This is a genomic window from Inediibacterium massiliense, from assembly GCF_001282725.1.
GTDB lineage: Bacteria > Bacillota > Clostridia > Peptostreptococcales > Thermotaleaceae > Anaerophilus > Anaerophilus massiliensis.
This window is the reverse complement of the sequence record NZ_LN876587.1, coordinates 151,593-171,620: the sequence shown is the minus strand read 5'-3', so window position 1 is coordinate 171,620 and position 20,028 is coordinate 151,593. Positions and strand designations below refer to the sequence as shown.

At 36.8% G+C, this 20,028-nt stretch carries 15 protein-coding genes; 7 read left to right on the top strand and 8 right to left on the bottom strand.

Features of this window, described 5'->3' with window-relative positions; genetic code table 11:
- Positions 1 to 67: 67 nt before the first annotated feature.
- On the top strand, positions 68 to 796 hold the full coding sequence (locus BN2409_RS09405; RefSeq protein ID WP_053956388.1) for a LytR/AlgR family response regulator transcription factor: 729 nt from the start codon (positions 68 to 70) through the stop codon (positions 794 to 796).
- A complete protein-coding gene (locus BN2409_RS09400; RefSeq protein WP_053956387.1) occupies positions 789 to 2,606 on the top strand; it encodes a sensor histidine kinase in 1,818 nt (605 codons plus the stop codon). The genes BN2409_RS09405 and BN2409_RS09400 overlap by 8 nt, the downstream gene beginning before the upstream one ends.
- Before the next feature lie 421 nt (positions 2,607 to 3,027).
- Here the strand turns inward: BN2409_RS09400 and BN2409_RS09395 are convergent, their stop codons facing one another.
- The 4 genes from BN2409_RS09395 to BN2409_RS09380 form a co-directional block, all read right to left on the bottom strand.
- Entirely contained in the window at positions 3,028 to 3,549 is a 522-nt protein-coding gene (locus tag BN2409_RS09395; RefSeq protein ID WP_053956386.1) for a YbjQ family protein, read from the bottom strand.
- Positions 3,550 to 3,952: 403 nt separating this feature from the next.
- Complete coding sequence (locus tag BN2409_RS09390) at positions 3,953 to 7,501, bottom strand: NHL domain-containing protein (RefSeq protein WP_053956385.1); 3,549 nt, start codon at positions 7,499 to 7,501, stop codon at positions 3,953 to 3,955.
- Positions 7,502 to 7,530: 29 nt separating this feature from the next.
- Positions 7,531 to 8,022, bottom strand: a complete 492-nt coding sequence (locus BN2409_RS09385; protein ID WP_053956384.1) for a DUF2442 domain-containing protein — start codon at positions 8,020 to 8,022, stop codon at positions 7,531 to 7,533.
- Between the two features lie 75 nt (positions 8,023 to 8,097).
- Positions 8,098 to 10,599, bottom strand: coding sequence for a LuxR C-terminal-related transcriptional regulator (locus BN2409_RS09380; protein WP_053956383.1), 2,502 nt, complete (start codon positions 10,597 to 10,599; stop codon positions 8,098 to 8,100).
- 271 nt (positions 10,600 to 10,870) lie between these two features.
- Between BN2409_RS09380 and BN2409_RS16850 the strand changes: the two genes are divergently transcribed.
- From BN2409_RS16850 to BN2409_RS09370, 4 genes are all read left to right on the top strand, one after another.
- Complete coding sequence (locus tag BN2409_RS16850) at positions 10,871 to 11,044, top strand: BlaI/MecI/CopY family transcriptional regulator (protein ID WP_110943065.1); 174 nt, start codon at positions 10,871 to 10,873, stop codon at positions 11,042 to 11,044.
- A gap of 14 nt (positions 11,045 to 11,058) precedes the next feature.
- A complete protein-coding gene (locus BN2409_RS09375) occupies positions 11,059 to 12,843 on the top strand; it encodes a M56 family metallopeptidase/LCP family protein (protein ID WP_053956382.1) in 1,785 nt (594 codons plus the stop codon).
- A complete protein-coding gene (locus tag BN2409_RS17655; RefSeq protein ID WP_278320213.1) occupies positions 12,840 to 12,968 on the top strand; it encodes a hypothetical protein in 129 nt (42 codons plus the stop codon). Before BN2409_RS09375 ends, BN2409_RS17655 begins: the two co-directional genes overlap by 4 nt.
- Positions 12,969 to 13,440: 472 nt before the next feature.
- Positions 13,441 to 14,793: an MATE family efflux transporter gene (locus BN2409_RS09370; protein WP_053956381.1), complete on the top strand. Its 1,353-nt coding sequence runs from the start codon at positions 13,441 to 13,443 to the stop codon at positions 14,791 to 14,793.
- Positions 14,794 to 15,008: 215 nt separating this feature from the next.
- Here the strand turns inward: BN2409_RS09370 and BN2409_RS09365 are convergent, their stop codons facing one another.
- Positions 15,009 to 15,941, bottom strand: a complete 933-nt coding sequence (locus BN2409_RS09365) for a DMT family transporter (RefSeq protein ID WP_053956380.1) — start codon at positions 15,939 to 15,941, stop codon at positions 15,009 to 15,011.
- A 65-nt stretch (positions 15,942 to 16,006) separates the two neighbouring features.
- On the opposite strand from BN2409_RS09365, the gene BN2409_RS09360 reads away from it, so the two are divergent.
- The gene (locus tag BN2409_RS09360; protein ID WP_242847946.1) at positions 16,007 to 16,651 is read left to right on the top strand and encodes a helix-turn-helix domain-containing protein; all 645 of its coding nucleotides are present in this window, start codon (positions 16,007 to 16,009) and stop codon (positions 16,649 to 16,651) included.
- Positions 16,652 to 16,789: 138 nt separating this feature from the next.
- On the opposite strand, the gene BN2409_RS09355 is transcribed toward BN2409_RS09360, so the two are convergent.
- The 3 genes from BN2409_RS09355 to BN2409_RS09345 are packed head-to-tail and all read right to left on the bottom strand — an operon-like array spanning position 16,790 to position 20,026.
- On the bottom strand, positions 16,790 to 18,118 hold the full coding sequence (locus BN2409_RS09355; RefSeq protein WP_053956378.1) for an MATE family efflux transporter: 1,329 nt from the start codon (positions 18,116 to 18,118) through the stop codon (positions 16,790 to 16,792).
- A gap of 14 nt (positions 18,119 to 18,132) precedes the next feature.
- Entirely contained in the window at positions 18,133 to 18,909 is a 777-nt protein-coding gene (locus BN2409_RS09350) for an ABC transporter ATP-binding protein (RefSeq protein WP_053956377.1), read from the bottom strand.
- Between the two features lies 1 nt (position 18,910).
- On the bottom strand, positions 18,911 to 20,026 hold the full coding sequence (locus BN2409_RS09345) for a FecCD family ABC transporter permease (RefSeq protein WP_110943063.1): 1,116 nt from the start codon (positions 20,024 to 20,026) through the stop codon (positions 18,911 to 18,913).
- Positions 20,027 to 20,028: the final 2 nt, after the last annotated feature.

The following is a 20,028-nucleotide window of genomic DNA, read 5'->3' as shown; positions in this document are numbered from 1 at the left end:
CTTGACAAATTGACGCATTCGTGAATTTATCTTATAATTAAAGAAAAATAGCAGAGAGGATTATAATATGGAACAATTTCAAATTGCTATCTGTGAGGACAACATTGAGGAACAAAATCACCTCCTCTATCTTATTGAAAATAGCGATTTTCCCACAAAAATCACTATTTTTAATAGAGGAGAAGAATTACTTAAAGAATACAAGGTAGGAAAATTTGATCTTATTTTTATGGATATTTATATGAACGGTATGTCGGGCGTGGACGCTGTTACCTCAATTCGGAAGATTGATGAAAATGTACCTGTTGCCTTTACCACCACCAGCACCGACCATACCTTGGAAAGCTATCGCTTAGAGGCACTGAAATACCTTGAAAAACCTGTAAAAACAAAGGCAGTCCATGAACTTTTGGAGTTGGCACGATTTAAAAAAGAAAATACCCCACGGTTAATACTTAAAATAAAGGGAAAAGATATCTTTGTTTCCTTTAATCGAATTTTGTATGCTGAACAAAAATCTCATACCCTTTCTCTATTTTTAACAGGTGGCGAGGTATTACATGCAAATGAAAAACTGGATAATATTGAAAAACAATTTGATGGACAGAATTTTTTCCGTTGTCACAAAAGCTATCTAGTGAACTTTTTCTATGTAAAAAATTTAGATAAAGAACTGATGGTTTTTACTATGAAGGAGGGCAAGAACGTACATATTCGCAGAGAAAGTATGTCAAAAGCACGAAAAGCCTTTGAAGCCTACCTTTTTGACATGACAAGGAGGATGGACAATGAATAAAAAAAGAGTCCTTTCTATTTGTATAGCCGGTATCTATTTTGTTTTATTAATTTTACTTAATATAGATACTTTTCAATTTGATAACACGATGTCAACAAATATTCCATCCGCAGAAATACTTACAGAGGTTATAGCAACTATTGAGGGCAAGGAGCAAAAGGTATCTCTGCCAAACAGTTTTCAAACCTTATCTCCCAGAACACCGGTCACCATTACATCAAAACTTAAGGCAAAACAAGAAGATTGTCTATATATCAAAAGCGTGTATGCACCACTGAAGGTTTATGCAAATGACAATTTGATTTACGAATACGGGCAGGAAAACACCTACCCTAAATTTATGCAGGATCCTGCTACAGCAGTAAAAATTGTACAACTTCCCAATACCCAGCAAAATATTAATCTAAAAATGGAATATTTATCTCCTATTGCTCGTGATGTTCTAACTGTGCATCCTGTTCTAGTAGGTAGCGAAACTGCCATTATGAAAAATCTTTTCAACACTATGGGATTTTCATTTATTTTTTCAATTATTCAGATATTTATTGGTGTTTTTCTAATTTTGATAGCAGTATTTGTGGTTTCCTTTGAGCGAAAAGGCATTGCTTTTTTTTGGCTAGGGTTATTTTCCATTGCCACAGGCGGATGGACATTTGGAGAATGTAATCTGACAGGTCTTTTTTTTCATAATTATACCGCACTTTATCTATTGGCATTTTTGGGATTGTTTTCATTTCCTATCCCTCTGATTTACTTTGGTCTTAGTGTGGTTAATTTTCATAGCAAAAAACCGATTGTGATATATGCTTTATTTCTTAGCTGCACTTGCTGCATAACAATGTTTCTACAGCTTTTGGGCATCGTTTCTCTTTCAAAAAGTATGTATTTGTTTCATATTCTAGTACCCTTGTCACTATGCTTTTTTGCAGTTTTTATTTTGCATGAGAGTATCAAGTATAAAAACAAAGCTGCAATACGTTTATTTTTCCCTGTAGTTACACTTCCGATATTTGCTATATTGGAAGTTATCAACTATCAGCTGCGTTTTACCAATGTACTATCATTTTTCTTTCAAATGGGGATTATCTTTTTCATTTTTATGACAAGTATGATAGGTGGTATTTTTATTAGGGATTCTCTTGTTTTGAAGGAAGAAAAGCAACGACTTGAATATGAAGTAAGCCTTATGGAAAAGCAGGTGGAGGCTCAGAAAAAACATCATAATCTGCTTTTGGAAAATGAAGAAAAAATCAAGGTACAAAGGCATGATTTACGTCATCAACTTGCTGTTATACGTAGCTTGAGCGAAAATGAAAATAACAGCAGACTTACAAGCTATCTTGATACGCTCATTACAGAAATTCCGTCAGAGTACGGCACAATATACTGCAAAAACATAGCTGTCAATGCCATCGTTTCTCATTATGCTGCTTTAGCAGAAAAATATAGTATCGAGCTAACCATTAAAATGAATATTCCGGAACATACAGAACAAATCAGCGACAGCAACCTCTGCGTTATCCTTGGCAACCTATTTGAAAATGCCATTGAAGCCTGCAACCGTATGACAGATGGACATAAATTTATTCGTTTGCACAGTCGTTTGCAATATGAAACTCTGACCATCACCATGGATAACAGTTTTGATGGTAAATTTATCGAAAATGATGGTAAATTTGTTTCACGAAAGCGTGAGGATATTGGAACAGGACTTACTTCTGTAACGGCAGTCGCAGAAAAACACGGTGGCGGCTCGAGGTTTGAAGTAGACGGGCTAGTATTTTTGTCCTCGGTTTATGTGAGGGTATAAAATTTTCAGTGCTATTAGATATATCATTCTTCTCTGCCTATAAATAATTCTTAGGGTGATATTCAGACTATTATCAATAAAAAGGGTTACGTCAAGTTAGTACCTAAAAACTCAGTGTAAGTTTAGAAGTTCCTACCCTTTCTAATCTAAATAATATATAATCACTTTCTGTATCAACAAAACATATTATATTATAAAGCTTATGAAAGGAATAAGTAATATGAATAATTATTATAGATCATATCCATACCCTTACTATGTTAACACACCCATGTATAATGATTATAGAATGTATCAACAATATTGGGGATTCCTGTTTTAACCATTTCAAACAATCTCTTTTTCGATAAAGTAAAATACCTAATAGATATTTTGATACTGCTTTTATTACTGCAAAAAATCTCACCAATAAATATGAAATTTATTTTTTTATAATCTTAACAGCAGTTCCATTAACTATTACTCCTATTCTATTATTGCTAAACTCTACATAGTCTATATCTATACCAATAACTGCATTTGCTCCTTCCATATACGCTTTATATTTTAAGTTATTTAAATTTACTTTTTTTGCATAAGAAAGCTTTGTTTCAAATTCACCTGATCTAATGCCAAAAGTATCCTTAATACCCGAAGTTAACTCGCTTATTACACCAGTTCCTATTACATATTCAGAACTTATTACATCAATATACTCACTAATCATATGACCATCTATATTGTTGGTAGTAGTTAATATTATAGCTGTAATCTTCTCCAGCGTTTCTTCAGCCATGTAATTTTCTGGTACTATACCTTGTTCAACCATTTCATACATTTGAATTTTATTTTTAGTAAACTGACTATTATCAGTAATTTCTTCACCTGTATTAGAAGTTCCACAGTTCCAACATGAATCAAAAACATCCTCTAAATCTTCTCCACATCTTTTACATTTCCACATTAGCCTTCACTCCTTGTTCTGTAGCTTTACAAACTATTTCTATAAAAGTTCAATATTTCCTTTTCAATAATTTATTCCATGATCTCCTTCCAAATCTTCTTTCTATACTCTATGCACTGTTTATCTAATTTTTATTTCACAACATCTATACATATAACAGAGCAACTAAATATCAATACTGTCTATTTGAATGTAAATTAGAACTAAAATCCCAAAAATAAAGAAAGTCCTATTTATGATTATTATCTCATAGATAGGACTTGTGCTATATATGGGCTGTCTTTGACAGATACTCCCAACGATAAACATGACAAGGTTAAATGCTATCATTAGTGACTAGAAAAATAAAAAACAGGCTGTGAGCTTTTTAACTCGCAGCCTGTCTTTTAAACATTTATATGACCTACTTTGCTAACAAATTATACAACACCTGTGCCATTTCCCCTCTGGTAGTGGTGCGAGTGGGAGTCAACATTCCATTATTTCCTCCGATAGTTCCAGTTTCAACCATTCGCTTCATAGCATCCTTAGCCCAAGAATCAATCTGTCCTGCATCGCTGAAGCTAGAAAGCAATTTGTCAGAATCGCCCTGCGGAAGTTTCCCAATAGCTTTAAGGGCATTGTACAGTAAAGTGAACATCTCCTGACGGGTAATGGCCTGCTCCGGTGCGAATTTATTGTCGCCAACGCCGTTTGTGATACCAAAACGCTTGGCTGCAGCTAGATATCCGGTATAGTAGGTGTTAGCAGCATCAGAGAAGTTATCCATGGGATTTGCGTCCGGCTCAATACCGTAAGCACGCATGAGCATTACGATAAATTGTCCACGCGTAAGCGTTGCCTCAGGACTGAATTTGCTGTCACCTATTCCGGTGGTAATGTCCTTTTTCGCAATAAAGCTCACAGCATCATAGTACCACGCACCAGGAAGGACATCGCTAAAGCTCACAGATGCAGCGGAAGTCTTATACCCCACAGCGTAATAGTTGAAATGGGTGGTGGTGAATACAATACTCTTAGTCATCGGATCATACTTTGCATCCTTCATCTCAATCATGTTATTATCCTTGTCAATGTCCCAAGCTGTGATACTATCGAGATTTTTCAGTTCCTCAGCAGTAGGAGTGTAAGGAATACTTATCGTTACCGGAGCATCAGAGTTGTTCCATACGGTGGTTTTTCCATCGATAGACAGACTGAGGAAAATAATTGGGCGATTTCCCACTGACGTCTGTGCATCCCTAGGCAAATCACTCGTATTGACAGCACCGATATGTACCTGTGCCTTACTTCCTAAGGTAGCATCAGTTCCAGTAAGCATATCAGATGGCAACGTAATATTGCCGTTATCTGTGTTTAGTGTAACGGAACCCTTCCCTCTTTTCGTAGATAAGCTGGATACGGGAATTCCAAGGTTATAGCTATTCACACGAAAAATCTTTGGCATGTTGATTGTAATATCCTTATCACTAGTTATCTGTGCAGATGTCAAGTCTATCGATGCCTGGTTTTCATCCACCTTGATCTCGACCTTCCCAGAACTATTGCCACAGATCACATTGGCTTCATACTTAGGAGTGGATGGAGTACTACCACTACTACTACTGCTACCTCCATTACCGCCACTATTGCCGCCTCCCGTCCAGTAAGCATATACGGTTATGTTGGAAGTAACTAGCGTGGAAACGTTAAAACTTGTTTTGCTGCCACCTGTACCTGTATACCATCCACTAAACATATACCTACCATTAGTTGGATTCACAGGCAAAGTGTCTATGGTTGTAGCAGGTGAAACAACGGTTTTCGTTGCGTATACTGAGCTGCCATTCATAAATGTAACAGTATAGGTATAGCTCGGCTGTAATTGTGTCACCGTTACAGTAGCCGTGTCATATTTTGATGTGTCAGCCACCGATGTAGCTCTAACCGTGAGTGTCGTTGCCGTTTCATTGTCTGCAATCGTCAATTTACCGTCAGTACCTATAGCAGTTGTGCCATTGCCGCCTTCAACTGTCCATGTCACGCTCTGAGAGGGACTGTTGTTTCCGTCTACAATTGCGTTTAAGACGTAGCTATCGCCCTTGTTCAAAGTGATTGTGTTCGGTATCACAGTTACGGAGGTTACTGTCGGATTGGGTGGTGTACTATCGCTTACTGTCACTGTAGCTGTACCAGTTTTTGTGCTGTCAGCCACTGATGTAGCTATAGCAGTAAATATTGTCGCCGTTTCTTCAGCTGCTACTGTCAACAGACCAGAAGAATTGATTGAAGTACCTCCATCATTATTGCCATACACGCTCCATGTCACTGTCTGGCTTGGATTGTTTGTTCCATTCACCATTGCTCCGAACTGGTAGGTTGTGCCTTTTTGCACTGTCACAGTAGCCGGATTGACTGTCACACTGTCTACAAGGATCGGCGCATATTGTTCAAAAATTGCTTTTACCGTCACATTACCTGCTGGCATCGTAAAGCTCGTACCACTAATATCATGATCTGTTCCATCATTATATTTTAATGTACCCGCTTTTAATCTCTTTCCACTGTCAGGTGTAATTGTCAAGTTAACTACTTCTCCTGCCACTGCAGTTGATGGTGTAGCTTCTATACTCCCACCCATAATAGTCGTATCAATTAATACTTCATATTTCACACCATTTGCTGTATAGTTCTGAGCTGTCTGGTCAGCAATAACGTTTGAATAGGATTTACTCTCTGGCAGAAATGTGAATCCATTCTTGCTTATTGTTACAGCTCCACTCCAGTCATATGGTACAGTAAAGCTATAAGCTCCGGTATCATCTGCTGTAACTGTTTTATCTACTCCATCGGTATATCTGAGGATAGCTCCCGCCACTCCAGCATTGCCCGATATAGTTCGACCAAACTGTATCTTTTTTACCAAATGATTAATATCAGAGATGTATAGATGACCTGCACTATCAACTGCTACACCCTCGCAGTAAGTACCATTATCTATAACTGTACTTATAATTCCATCTGAATCAATCTTTCTTATGCGTTTGCTCTTATCCGAAACATAAATATTATCTTTACTATCAACCGCTATTCTGTAGGGTAAAACCATTGCTGCAAATATGGCAGGGCCTCCGTCACCGGAATACTCAGAAATACCATTGCCTGCTATGGTATTTATAATTCCTGTAATAGCATCAATTTTTCTTATGCGATGGTTATTCATATCTGCAACATAGATATTACCAAAGCTGTCAACGTCTACTCCATATGGCATATCCAATTGTGCCGAAGTTGCAGGGCCTCCGTCACCTGAATACCCAGAAGTACCATTGCCTGCTATCGTATTTATAATTCCTGTAATAGCATCAATTTTTCTTATGCAATGGTTTTTAGTATCCGCAATATAGATATTCCCGCTACTGTCAACCGCCACTCCGCTTGGTAAGCTCATTTTTGCCAAGGTGGCAGGCCCTCCGTCACCAAAATACCCTGAACCATCTCCTGCCACTGTTGTGATTATGCCCTTGGTATCGACCTTTCGTACTTCGTTAAATCCACTATTTACTATGTAAACATTACCATTTGAATCAACATCTACTCCATAAGGCATATACATCCCAGACGATGTAGCAGGTACATTGTTTTTCCAATTTAGTGTACCATCCCCTGCAAATGTACTTATGTTTCCTAATGTGTCAATCTTTCTTATCCGTCTGTTAGCAGACTCTGCTATGTATATATTTCCATCACTGTCAATTGCAATATCTCGCACATAATTCAATTGTGCTGAAACAGCCGGTCCCCCATCACCTGAAAATCCTGCAGTCCCATTACCTGCAACAACAGTGACTGTGTCGCTATCAGAAGCATATACAACGTCTATCAGAAGAATACCCACCGAGGTAATTACCAAACATACCGCAACCATTATTCCTAATATATCTTTGACTAATACCTTTTTTGCATTTTTCACTCTACATATCCTCCTTATATTCAATAGTTTTAAGCAAAATAATTTAATATTGTGTTAACAGAAATCTCTAATTGAATATTAGAATCTTGCCAAAGCAACGAATGTTCTTTCGCTTGCATTGTTTTCCACAGTCCCTTTTGATAAAGCGGCGCAAACACTGAAAATTGCAGAAGCTGGCTCATATCCATATTCACCTGGTTTCCGTTGTCAAGTTCAAGATGCAGCAGCCAGTTTTTCTCCGATACAACCTTGTCTATTGCCGCATCTTTGCCAAATTTCAGCCCCATTTTGAATAATCCCAGCAACCTGTCTATGGAAAGCTCAACGGGAGATTTACCAATCCACCTAAGAAAAGTATCTTGCATCTCTACACTTTTCCATACTGCCTTATCCTTGAGCGGACAGAACTGCACAGTTTCCAACTGCGGTACCATATTCAAAAGCAGGCGGTTTCCATTGGTCATGGTAACGTCTAGCTTATAATCCTCTCTTGGTACAACACTTTGAAAGCAAACAATCATAAAAATCCTCCTTTCAAAAAAATCCCTATACCTAAGTATAGAGAATTGATTCTAAAAATGATATTGGCCAAAAGGCTAATTTTTTAGGATATTGAATTCCTGCGCTTTTTGTACCGCCCTTATTTTATTGTTGACATTAAACTTTTTGTAGATATTCTCCAAATGCTTTTTGATGCTTGAAACTGAAAGACAGAGCCGCTCTGCCATCTCTCGCTGTGTCAGTCCCTGTGCCAGCAAATGCAGCACTTGTATTTCTCTATTAGTCAAATGAACCGTAGAGGCTTGTTCCACCTTCAGATTTTCAGTGTACTGCTCGCAAAGCTGTATCAACTTCTCCAAATAGCACAAGTCTAGCTTTTCACTTTTGTGCAGTTCATAGAGCATTGGCAAAACAAAGTGGGCGTTTTCAGCAAAAGGCATCATTATCTCGTCCATTTGTGCCTCACAAAGCGCCGGAAGAATTGCGGTCACTCCTGCCTCCATGCCATAAAGATTTAATTTTGCTATTGCGGTATAAATTGAATTGTACAGCAAACCGAGCTGATTATGGAAGATGGAAAAATTTGCTTCAAAGCTCTCGCAGAGAATTTCAAGCTCAATCCAATTTTTTGTCAGCAAGACCGCTTTTCCATAAACAATATAAGGATAGGCCATGCCATGCAACATTAAAGCTCTAGAACCGAAATTGCCAGTGCGAATCCATTCCGGTATCAAATCAGGAGTGTTCAGACAACCATATAAATAGCCTTCACACATATCAATTGTAACATTATAGATGATGGTATTTTGAAGATTCATTTCCTCACCCAAATCTAATAGTAAATTACGCATAGTGGTAATCTGCTCCTTTGCAGTGGAAAAATCTCCCCGAAGCAAACAAAGCCGCATAATAGTAAAATAGGCACATAAACTGATGCTTGTTTGTCCCATAGTTTTCGCCTTATAAATTGCCTTATTTGCAAAAAATTCGGCGTTCTCCAAATCACCTGTCTCTAAAGAGTATTCAGCATGAGCCACGAATTCACAGCCAGTACCGCAGCCGTCAAACACCTTGGGCGGAAATCCTGATTGAATGCAGTTAACGGTTTCTTTGAGCTTTCCCGCCTCACGATAGTAGGTATAAAGAAAGTGAGGTATGCCGAAGGAGAATATATTGTTGCGCAAAACAACAGTGGACACTTCACCCCCGAGCAGTTTTTCAGCACTTTTTGAAAACTTCACCATTTTATCTGCGTCGTTGACCACTAGAAATATCTTAATAATCTCGACCTCACCAAGTATCCGATTACGCAATTTCTCTGGAATTCCTTGTGTCTGACTATAATATTTCTCGAGGACAGTAATTATTTTTATACTTTCATTGACTTCAATTTTATAACCGCTGAGTACAAAACTACGAGCAAAGTGGAGCATTGGAAAAGGATACTTAACATACCACTCACTCGGCAATTCCTGATAGATTTTTCTCAACAAATTAATTCCCAGAAACCAGCTCCCTATATTTCTAATTCTATTAATACGATCAAGAAGCTCCTCAAGCTGTCCAGCACGGTAATAATAATCAAAAGCAGAAATCGTTTCCCCATGCTCAAAAAACCATTTCCCTGCATGATGACATACACTACGCATGTCCATATTATTTGTTATAACCTTATCTCTTAAAAAATCCAGCAGAACATTATGCAGTTTATAAACTCCTGTTTTTTTATCATATTCAACAAAAGCATTTTTCGCAATCAGCCGTTCAATAATTTGCGGCACCTTTGGATTTTCCAGTATTTTCACCGCCTGTAGCAAAGTGAAACTATCCAAGATGGAAAGATTTAAAAGAACTTCCTGAACTGAATCGTCGAAAGTTGAAAATAGATTGTCGCTTACAAGCTGAGTAATATTCGAAACCTCTGTCAAGGGCAACCCTTTTCTTATTCCCAGCATGAGCAGATAAACAGCGGAGATCCAGCCTTCAGTATAGCTGTATATCTTTTCAATATCTTGTGGAAGGGCACAGAAATCCATTAAATCTAAATAGTCCTTGATTTCCTGCATAGTAAAAGACAACGTATCTGTTTCTAGATAGTAACAAAGCCCTTTTGATATTAAATTTATGTGATTAAATTTCGGTCGAGTACGGGTGAGCAGTACAATATGTAAATTAGGAATTTCCTCTTCTGCTAGCAGCTCTATCACTGTCCCAAGCTGTGTACTCTGATTAATTAGGTGATAATCATCAACGACTATCACCATTGGTTCTTCTTTGTTTAGTTTCCAAACTAAATCTATCATTGCTGTAGTCTGCCTTGCATCCATGGGGAAACCCAGCCGTTCAAGACGCTTGCCCAATTCCGGATACATTTTTCCAACAGACATTGACAGCTTATGCCAGAACACCATTTCGTCACCGTCACAACCAAGCAATGGAATCCATATGGTTTGTAAGTTTCTTGCATTCAAATAGGTGCGCACAGAAGTAGTTTTTCCATATCCCATGGCAGCTGAGACTATGGTGAGGGGGTAGTTTATCAGATTGTCCAATGCTTCTTCAACCCGTTCGCGCTTCAATATTTTGCTGTCCTTCAATCCAGTTTCCCCTTTCCTTTATTGAGTGTCCCTTTATATAATCATTATACTGTTCTCTCAAAATAACAAGATTTATTTTATTATACATCTTTATCTCTGTTATTTCTACAAAGATATAAAGCAAACCATAAATATGGATATGATCATTAAAAAGTAATCTTCCAAACTCATCTTTTCATCCAGAAACAACCCTATTTTTGAATATTTCTGTGTCATTTTTTCGTTCACCAATAGTTTTATCTTCGTCATATAACTCAATTAATCTTTTTAAATGATGCAGTATGTACCTGGTGGTTCCAAGGATGATTACAAGCAATTGCAGACAAAAAACCTTACATCAAAGTTATATGACGGCTCTGTAAAGAATTTAGCTGTTTCCCTATTCAAAGCAGGAGAGATGTCCGCAGATGACATTGAAGAAATCAAAAAGATGTTTAATCTTTAGGGGGGGATAGATTTATGTTATTACTTTTCAAAGCAATACTTATAACATCGGCAGTAGGAAGTGTTTTAGCGGCATTATTGCTGTTATTAAAGCCTATAACAACCAGATGTTTTGGCTCTACATGGCAATATTACGCATGGGCAATTGTACTTATTGTTATGATGTTGCCTATTACTATACGTCTACCACAGGTCACCACTAATATAGCACCCGATGTTTCGCTAAACACGGAACAGACTTTCACAGAAACAACAGTACCAGGGGAATTAGAAAATGTACAACAAATACCCATTCCAGCAGTTAACACGAAATCTCTCGGACAAAGCACAGTAAATGTATTAAAGGATATTTCATTTGGAATAACAGATATGATGTGTTATGCGTGGCTGGTGGGATTGATGTTGATATTGGGAATTAACCTGATTAGATATTTAATATTTTTGCGGGCAATTCACAAAAACTCCGTCATTATTTCCTGCCATGGAATAGACGCTGAGAAAATTACAACCCGAAAAACAAGCATGATTGACGCACCGCTTATGGTGGGGATTTTCAGTCCCTTGTTACTCCTTCCCGATATAGAAATTTCACAGGAAAACCTAAACTATATACTGTTGCATGAGCTTACCCATTACAGGCGACATGACCTTTGGTATAAATGGTTTTCAATGATTGTAAATACTGTGCATTGGTTTAATCCTTTCGCCTATATCGTATCGAGACAGATTGATCAAGAGTGCGAAATCTCCTGCGATCTATCTGTTGTGGCAGATATGGACGAAAAGGAGCAAAAAAACTATATGAACACAATATTAGCACTTGTTTCGCAAACAAAAACAAATACTAAACTGTTTAGCACGGCAATGGCAAGCAATAAAAATGAGATTAAAAGGAGATTTACCATGATTAAAAATGCTACAAAAAAAAGTAAAATAACAATTCTTTGCTCAGTAATTACGGCTTGTATAATACTTGGTGCTTCTATTTTTGCTAGCGGAGTTTTGAGTGATAAAACCCAGTCACAAGATTTACATAAACCTCTGGAGATTGAGAGCGTGACTGAAAATCAGACGAATATACTATTAATCGGCGTTGACGGTGGTGAGCAAATGCGTGCAGATACTTTAATGTTGCTCTCACTTAATAAAACAAATAACAATCTAGCGGTGTTGTCAATTCCACGAGACACCCTTATTACATCAGATAAGCAAGATAATAAAATATCTACTTTAATGACTGATGGTGATGCCCAAAAAATAACTGACGCAGTTACTAATAATCTTGAAATACCTGTTAATTATTACGTAAGGATAGATTATGAAGGTTTTAGAAATATTATAGATATTTTAGGTGGAGTAGAGTTTAATGTGCCCGTTGATATGCTTTATGATGACCCTGCGCAGAACCTACATATATCTTTAGAAAAAGGATTGCAAATATTGGATGGCGAAAAAGCAGAGCAATTAGTCCGTTATCGTGCGGGTTATCCCAAAGGCGATATTACAAGAGTACGAATGCAACAAAATTTTATTACGAAACTAATAAAGCAAAAATTTGACACTAAATATCTTACAGAAATAAGTGGATTGTCTAACGAATTATCAAAAAACGTTGTAACAAATTATCCTTCTGTGAAAATTGCCGAAGATCTAAAGGCTTTAAATAAAATAAACATCAATGATATTGAGACTTTTATTTTACCTGGCACAACAGAATTACGTCAAACAACATCATATTTTGTAGTTAATTATACAGAATTAAAAAACCTAGTAGAGAAAAAATTTAATAAAATAGATTGAGTGATTATTACAGAACTCCACAAATCCATTATAGTAGTAAAGCTTATCAAGGAAAGTTATCTAAGGAGGGAGTAATTTCTAATATGAGTAGACCAGGAAATCCTTATAATAACGCTCTTATGTAATCATTTTATAAATTATTGAAAACAGAGTTATTAATTGATAGTAAATTTGATACTATACAAAAGCAAAGAATGCAGTATTTGAGTATATAGAGATGTTCTATAATACCAAAAAGCTATATTCTTCATTGAGTTACATTTCGCCAAATTAGTTTGAAATGCAAATTTAAAATACATACATTACCATGTATGATTTAAGAAGTCTACTACATATTTCTGACACAAATCAAATGAGATATACTGTAGATGAGTTGTGATTAGGCTAAACATTACTAAGGGTCATCAATATCTGTTTATGCAGCTGCAGACTGGGGATCATAGATAAGAAGTTTGACTTTATGCGCTTTACTATGTTATAATCACATTGCTTACTCGGAGGGTGAATCGTTCATTAGAAGCGACGAGCTGGATAAGGTAGCAGGCTGGAATGCCTGCTGGTTTATCCAGCTCGTTTTGTTTTGTAGGAGGAGAAAATATGGATTTACTAAATGGAAATGTAAAACAAATCTACCTAAAGTACTTAGCAGCATCTTTTGGAAGTGCTTTAATCACATCAGTCTATGGAATGGTCGATATGATAATGGTTGGACAATATCACGGTCCGTCCGGTTCTGCTGCCATGGCGGTAATTGCGCCTATATGGAATATATTGTATAGCTTCGGTTTGCTTACGGGTATAGGTGGCTCTATTTTGTTCAGTACAAGTCGCGGGAAAAGCAATAATTCCGATAGCGGAAATGAATATTTTTCAGCAGCTATTCTATTCACGGCATTGTTTGCTACAATACTCTGGGTTTCTTTAATTTTTTTAGAGGATCAGCTTCTGCTTTTGTTCGGTGCAGATTATACATTGCTTCCTTTGGCAAAAAGATACTTAATTCCAGTTAAATTTGCCGCACCAGTATTTCTTTTTACTCAACTGTTTTCTGCTTTCTTACGCAACGATTCCAATCCTGCGCTTGCTACAAAAGCTGTAATGCTTGGTGGCGTTATTAATGTAGCGGGAGATTACTTACTTGTATTTACCTTTGACTTAGGCATACTAGGGGCTGGCATTGCGACTGTTGGCAGTGCAATCATATCAGTTCTTGTCATGCTAACACATTTTTTCAATGCCCGAAATACACTTAAACTTAAACGTCCAACCCATTTGTATGCAAAAGCAAAGCAAATTCTTACGACTGGCTTTTCGACATTTTTTATTGACATCGCCATGGGTATATTGACAATGCTGTTTAACCAACAGATTATGAAATATTCAGGATCAGATGCGCTTGCAATCTATGGCATTATTGTCAACATAAGTACATTTGTCCAGTGCTGTGCTTATGGTATCGGTCAAGCAGTTCAACCGATTTTATCGATTAATTTTGGTGCTCAAAAACTAGACAGAATTCGAAAACTGTTACGTTACAGTTTCATTACTGTTGCAGTTGTGAGCAGTGTATGGGTTTCATTAACCATGTTACTTCCTAATGCGTTCGTCCACTTATTTATGACACCTACGCAGTCGGTTCTTAAAATTGCTTCGATGATAATACGTTGTTACTGTTTATCATTTTTGCTTTTGCCATTTAACATCTATTCAACATACTATTTTCAGTCTGTGATGCAACCTCGCATTTCATTTATAATCTCACTTTCTAGGGGAATTATCATCAGCGGAGCTCTCATTCTACTCCTTCCGGTATTTCTCGGTGGTAATGCTTTGTGGATGGCTATGCCTGTGACAGAATTAGTTGTCGCAGTATTTATCGTACGTTGCATGATCAGCACATCAAAAAATCAAGCAGTAATTTATGAGCGTGATTGTAGGATACATCATTAACCAAATTATCGAAATTATTCTATAATTTTAAAAATACAAAAGCATGGAATTATTACAGTCATTTCTGAATTATCTTCGTTTTCGTGAACGTGTCAAACAAATTCGTCTTTGAATTTTGCTAATTTTACATATGAATCGTTTGCTTCATCAATAATCTTTGGTTCCCACTAATTATCAATTAATCTCACTTTTTCTTCTATGTTAATTTTATGCATTTATACCTCCTCATTCAAAACTTCATTTGCCTTTGCTCGACGTTTTTCCACTCGTAATTCAATTTTTTCTCTATAGGAATAAATAAGCAGTCCCACGATTATTATGACAATTCCTCCGATTTGTTTATTCGTAATTCTTTCATTAAGTATCAATATTGACAATAACGTCGCCCAAATAACTTCTGTTAAAATCACAACAGATACCGTTGTTGTATTCAACCATTTTAATACCCAATTGATGAGCATTTGACCAAATATGGTTGAAAATATAGCCATACATAAAAATAGAACCCATGTTTCTCTGGTGTACCCAATAAACGTCGTCTGCTGCAAGATTCCATAAGCAAATAGAATCATTGAGCTACTAAAATATCCAAGTAAAGAATACCCTAAAACACTTATGTGCCGACGTAACGATTGACCAACAAAAAAATATCCTGTTATGAGTATAGCTGCTAGAAGCGCTAAAAAATCACCATACAAAGCTAATATGCTACTTTGAAAATCTTGCCACCCAATAAAAGCACTACCGAAAATTGAAAAAAGTATACCTATAATCCCTATATGATTGACTCTCTCCTTCAATAAGAGATAACTAATGAGTACAGCAAAAATAGGCTGAAGCGTTACAATCACAGTCGAGCTTGCTACCGATGTATAGTTCAATGATTCAAACCAGAGCACGTAATGACTCGCTAATAAGAGACCTGAAATACAGCCCAGGAAATACTGTTTCGTGGTAAGGGAAATTAACTCATTTCTCAAACTCTTATTGAATAAAACTACTGGCAACATCATCATTCCAGAGAAAAATAGCCTATAAAAAGCTATGACAGCTACAGGAGCATCTAATACTTTGACAAATATTGCAGATGTTGATAGAAAAAATACACCAATCATCAATATGATTATTTTGAATTTTAATTTATTCATAAAAATCCCCCTTTGTTAATTATAATAAACATGTTACAATATATTGTACAATCACAGTTTAAACCATGTTAAAAAGTATTTCAACCATGTACACAGGGTTACAACAAAACAGTAAAAATACATATTATTCTAAACAAGAGGAGAATGAAATGAACACTTACTATCTAGGCCAAACTGTAATGAGCTACAGAAAGAAAGCTAATATGACTATAAGACAATTTTCTGACTATTCCGGTATAAGTACTTCTCTAATCAGCCAAATTGAAAGAAATCAGGCCAACCCTTCCTTAAGTGTATTAGAACTCATCAGCAAAGCATTAAATGTCCCTTTGTATACTTTATTTATAAATGATATAGATACTGATACATTAATCTCAAGAAAAAAGAACCGAAAAAAAGTCTATAGAGAAAATCCTGAGCACATTGTATATGATGTCCTCACTCCTGATTTTATGAAAGCACACATCGAAGTATTAATGATGGATATTAACGGAAACTCCTGTACGACGGCATCACATTACTCACATCTCGCTAAGGAAGAACTCGCAGTAATAATGACTGGTGATGTTAGTGTTGAACTTAACGGTAAAATCTACGAATTGAACGAAGGAGATGTAGTACGAATCCCTCCTAATGTCAAACATAAATTCATTAACAATAACAAGCATGGTGCCAGTGTTTTATTCATTTTGACACCTGCATTAATTTGATAACCGACCATTGTTGTTCAATAAAGTAAAAAAAGACCTTTATCATCTTGTTTATACCACCAAAAGTACCCGCCAAACTCATGTTTTTTTATTTGGCGGGTATACTTTTTATCTGTATTCAAAAAACTATTGATTAAGCTAACTAGCCTTTTGCAACATGACTTTTTTGTACATGTAAAATCCTAATAAGTCTGACAAAAACCATCCTACAACAATGGCCCAACAAACACCCGAAAATCCTCTGATAGGTGCAAATGAATAAGCTAACAATACTCTTAATCCTTGTGACACTATGGTCATCAAGATTGATATTTTAATGACTCCAAGGCCTCTAAAAAATCCATAAAACATAACAATAAAGCCTAGCAATACATAAAATACGGAAACAATTCTAAGATAACCAACACCGACAGCTATTACCTCTGTTGCATCTTTATTTACGAAAAGAGTAATTAAGTTTGGGGCGAAAATAAATGCGACAATGCTGATTACTGCCGACAGGATTATGATAATCCTTGAAGTTGCCCGAAATCCCTCCCGAATTCTTTTTGTTTCTCCAGCGCCTTCATTCTGCGCAGTATAAGTAGAAAAAGAATTACCTAGATCTTGCAAAGGAGCATTGGCAACAGAGTCGATTTTGGAGCAAGCTGCAAATGCAGCCATGACAGTTGAGCCAAAGGTATTCACCAACCCTTGAATAAGCATCATTCCGAAACTGGAAATTGACTGTTGCAGCGCTGTCAATACGGAAAAAGTAGCGATCTTATTAAAAGAAGACATACTGAATATTAAGTCTTTCCCCTCGAAATTCAAAAATTTCATCCGTTTTATTGTATAAATCCCGCATCCCACAGCAGCGAAAGCTTGAGTAAGAAGAGTAGCAATCGCTGCGCCAGCAGTCCCCATGTGAAGCACCACTATAAATAGTAAGTCTAAAATGAGATTCGATATGCATGAGGCAATCAAAAAATATAACGGTGTTTTTGAGTCTCCAAATGCTCTTAGTAGAAATGCAAATACATTATACATACCAACAAAAATAAAACCATAAAAAACATATTTTAAATAGTCTGTAGCATAGACGGCTACTTCCTTTGGCATTTGATAAAGGGTAATAATCTGCGGTAAAAAAACTGATGTTACAATCGTAATCAACACGCTTATACAAAATAAAAATATTAAGGCAGTAGAAATCGTCTTTTTCAGTTCATCGTACTGCCTGCCGCCATAGAGTTGGGAAAAAATTGCCGAAGCACCCATAGCAAGCCCTAGTAAAATAGAAGTTATAAATACAGTTACAGCACTTGAAGAGCCAACTGCTGCAAATGCATCTGTTCCTACAAATTTCCCTATTACAATTGCATCAATAATACTATAAAATTGTTGAAGCAAATCTCCGATAAACAGCGGAATGAAAAATTTTAGGATAATCCGTGAAGGATTTCCTTTGGTCATATCAAGTTCCATTTTTTTATTCCCTCCTAGTACCTATTATTAGAGGACAAATATGCGATTGCTAAATCACCAGTAATGGGATTAGAGTAAATCTCACAATCTATTTCATAAACCTGCCTTATAAGTTCTTTCGTTAGCACTGCTTTTGGAGTTCCTGAAGCTATGACCTGTCCGTCTTTAACTACGTAAAGAATATCGCAGTAAACAGATGCCATAGACAGATCATGTAGAGCTGCAAGAACGCCGATATTTAATGATTTTACAACAGATAAAATCTGAAGCTGGTATTTGATATCCAGATGGTTGGTCGGTTCATCGAGGATTAGCAATTTAGGCTCTTGAGCAATTGCTCTGGCCAATATTACTCGTTGTTTTTCACCACCAGATAATGTTAAATATCTTCTGTCCGCATACTCCCCCAAGTTAACTCTTTCTAACGCATCGGCTACTATTCTATAATCCTCTATATTGTTAGATTCCATTAAGTGTTTGTGTGGTGTTCTCCCCATCATCACCATCTCGTAGACAGTAAAATCAAAGCTCAATTCATTAAATTGGCCTACCACACCCATATCTTTTGAAATAGCACGCGCAGATGATTTTAAAACATCCTTATCTCCTAAAAAGACAATGCCTTTTTGCGGTCTGATAACTTTATAAATACTTTTCAGCAAGGTGGATTTTCCACACCCATTTGGTCCAATGATCCCAACAAACTGTTTATTGTCCACTTTAATGCTGATGTCTTTTACAATATCTACACCCGATAAGGTGACTGATATGTGATCTGCTTTTAAATTCAATTTATCTCCCTCCAAACCCATAGCTTTTTTTAATCAACATATACATGAACACAGGTGCACCAAGAAGTGAAGTAACAATTCCAATTGGCAGTTCTCCATTTGGAATTACTGTTCTGCCAAAAACATCTGTCCACATCATAAATAAAGATCCGAAAAGAATCGCCGTAGGGACTAGTCGTTTATGATCTGACCCCACAACACTTCGTACAATATGAGGAATGATAAGGCCTACAAACCCAATAATTCCGCAGGTAGAAACTAAAATACCTGTTACCACGGAGGAAATCACCATGTACAACCGTCTGTAAAAATTTAAATTCACACCCAAGGTGATTGCGGTTTCTTCTCCCATTAGCATAGTGTTCATCACTCTTGATTGGAACAGGAAAAAGACTATTGCTGCAATTACCACCGCAGACACAAGAGGCAAAGTATCCCATTCTGCTGATGCCAGACTTCCCATTGTCCAAAAGGATACAGAACGTATACCCTCTGAGTTTTTGGCAAAATAAATGATAAAGTTTGAAGAAGCACTGCATAGGGCATTGATTACAGTTCCCGCTAAAACTAGCTTGACAGAAGATGTTTTCCCTCCAATACTGGCAAGTCCCAAGACAAGTAATGCTGCACCCAACGCACCAATAAATGCCCATGACGCAACCCCGAATTCTCCTAGTATTCCTCTAGCCCCAAATCCAAGCATAATTGAAAAGGTTGCTCCTAAGACACCTCCAGATGAAATTCCTAATATATAGGGGTCTGCCAAGGGGTTTTGTACAGAAGCCTGCATTACTACTCCGCAAAGTGCCAGCCCTGCCCCTATAATCATTGCCAACAAAACCCTAGGAAACCGGATTTGCCAAATAATATCCACAAACATATCGTTTACCAACTCACTAGCATCACCAATTTGACACCCAGTCAGTTGATGTATCAATATCTTAAAGGATTGCTGAAAGGGTATAGATACTTGTCCAATAGATACTGAAATTACGCCCGATACAACGATAGCAGCTAGCAAAATGATACAAATTATTGAGAACGCAGACCGCTTTTGTGAACTACCTCTAAAAGTTTGAGTGATATTCTTTTTTTCTCCTTTTTGTGCTGAAACCATGA